The following is a 2,120-nucleotide window of genomic DNA, read 5'->3' as shown; positions in this document are numbered from 1 at the left end:
CCTAACGATCGCAATGAAAATCGCGTTGTCTACTCGGAATTTGGCAACAACAACAACAACAACAAGAACGCCGCTGCCTTTGAACGACCGGTGCAAGAACTGCCGATCGATCGCCAAGATTTGCGCGTCCAGGCATCCCGCAAAGGTCGCAAGGGCAAAACCGTGACGGTAATTACCGGTTTTCAGACTAAGCCGGAAACTCTCAACGCTTTGCTCAAACAGTTGAAAACCCAATGCGGTGCTGGTGGCACTGTGAAGGAAAATACGATCGAAATTCAGGGCGATCGCGCTCAACAAATCGTACAAATTCTCATCCAATTGGGTTACAAAGCCAAGGTCAGCGGCGGGTAATGGCGATTTTGGATTTTGGATTTTGGATTTTATTTCAATCTGAAATCTGCTGTAAAGTTTAAGATTTCAAATTGAACTTAGTTTTCTTCTATTTGAAATCTGGCATCTGAAATCTGCAATTCCAATGATGCGGTTTTTATTCGAGCCGCTCATCCATCAGAAGTATGATACCTTGCGGTTGATTACCGACAATCAAAGATGTGCAAATAACGCGACAGCGAATATTTTTACCCCTCCGGTTAACCGCATCTAAAATAAGTTCCTGTTCGTCGGGGTTCGCAGGTTGGGCGGCGCGGATCGATCCGCGCAGTTTTTCTACGGGCAAACCGATATCCAAGTCAAAAAAGAAACGTCCCATCGCTTCTTCCGCTCGCAAACCCCACAAATCCTCAACGCCATTGTTCCAAAGTTGGACGCTGAGACGGTTATCCAAAACCACCATACCAATTCGCAAGCTGATCAGGACGGAATCGAAGAAAATATTAACGCGGTTGAGTTCCTCAGTACGCAGGCGGAGTTCTTCGTTGGTGGTGTGCAATTCTTCGTTGGAAGATTGCAGTTCTTCGTTCATCGTCTCCAGTTCTTCGTTGGTACTCTGGAGTTCTTCGTTCGTAGTTTCTAGTTCTTCGTTGGTACTTTGCAGTTCTTCGTTAGTGGTTTCTAATTCCTCATTGGAAGATTGCAGTTCTTCGTAAGCGGTTTCTAATTCCTGAGTTGAACGTTGCAATTCGCGCTCTAATTGGCTGTAGCGAGTTATATCATTAAACACGATTGACACACCAAGTATATCTGCATTGGTTTCCAACAGAGGAATCACCTGTATTTCCAAACTGGTGATATTATCTTCTCCCCGCATCAGTTCCACGTTAGGAATTACCACAGAGCGACGTTCCGCGTAAGCTTGATCTATGCGCGATCGCAATTCGGCGGGACGATAAGAAAGTTCCAAATCCTGCAAAGGACGCCCCAAATCGTGGGAAGTTAGACCAAATAAAATCCTAGCCGATCGATTTGCGAGTACTAAGTTACCCTGAACATCGACTACTATCTGTGCGACAGGATTATTTTCTATCGCTTCGTCTCGCAAACGCATATTCGCAACAATTTGGTTGCTCGCTTCCGTATTACCAGAGTCTGCCATTACCAGTAAACGATCCCGCATACTGATTGTAGCTACTTTAGAAAAAATTCGATACTTTAGATTAGCTGGTTGGAATAGGTTAGCGTGAGTCAGTAACATCTCCGCCTTGCCAACAAACAGAAAGCCAGTCTCAATTAAACCGAAGTGAAAGCGGGCGAGAATCCGAGCTTGTGTATCTGCTGTAAAATACATCAAAGTATTGCGGCAGATCAGTAAGTCAAGGCGGGGAATCGGCGCGTGTTGCACCAAATCGTGACGACCGAAAATTACGCAGCGCCGAAAGTCGTTACGAAAAGTGTATGTATCTCTGCCCGACACATCAAAGTATTTGCGCCGCAGCTCTTCGGGAAGCTCTTGCACACCCTTGCTGGAATAGGTAGCTTGACGACCGCAATTGAGGGCTTCCTCGTCTAAATCCGTTGCATAAATTTTGACTCGCGATCGAAACCCTTCTGCCCCTAGAATTTCCGCCAGCACGATCGCAATTGTATAAGCTTCTTCCCCCGTCGCGCAGCCAGCAGTCCACACCCGAATAGGCTCTCGGTCTGGCTTGGCAGCCATAATACGAGGGATAGTCTCATTAGCTAGAGCTTGCCAAGCTGAGGTATCGCGAAAAAAGGCTGTCACA

General features: G+C 46.5%; 2 protein-coding genes. One reads left to right on the top strand and one right to left on the bottom strand.

Annotation, left to right across the window (positions count from 1 at the left end; translation table 11 throughout):
* Positions 1–351 (top strand): translation initiation factor (locus H6S82_RS30275; protein ID WP_191057252.1); only part of this gene is annotated, 351 nt, incomplete at its 5' end.
* Between the two features lie 136 nt (positions 352–487).
* On the opposite strand, the gene H6S82_RS30270 is transcribed toward H6S82_RS30275, so the two are convergent.
* Positions 488–2,120 (bottom strand): CheR family methyltransferase (locus H6S82_RS30270; RefSeq protein ID WP_191057251.1); only part of this gene is annotated, 1,633 nt, incomplete at its 5' end.

Source organism: Planktothrix sp. FACHB-1355 (genome assembly GCF_014748295.1).
Taxonomy (GTDB): domain Bacteria; phylum Cyanobacteriota; class Cyanobacteriia; order Cyanobacteriales; family Aerosakkonemataceae; genus Aerosakkonema; species Aerosakkonema funiforme_A.
This window is presented reverse-complemented; position numbering and strand designations above follow the sequence as displayed.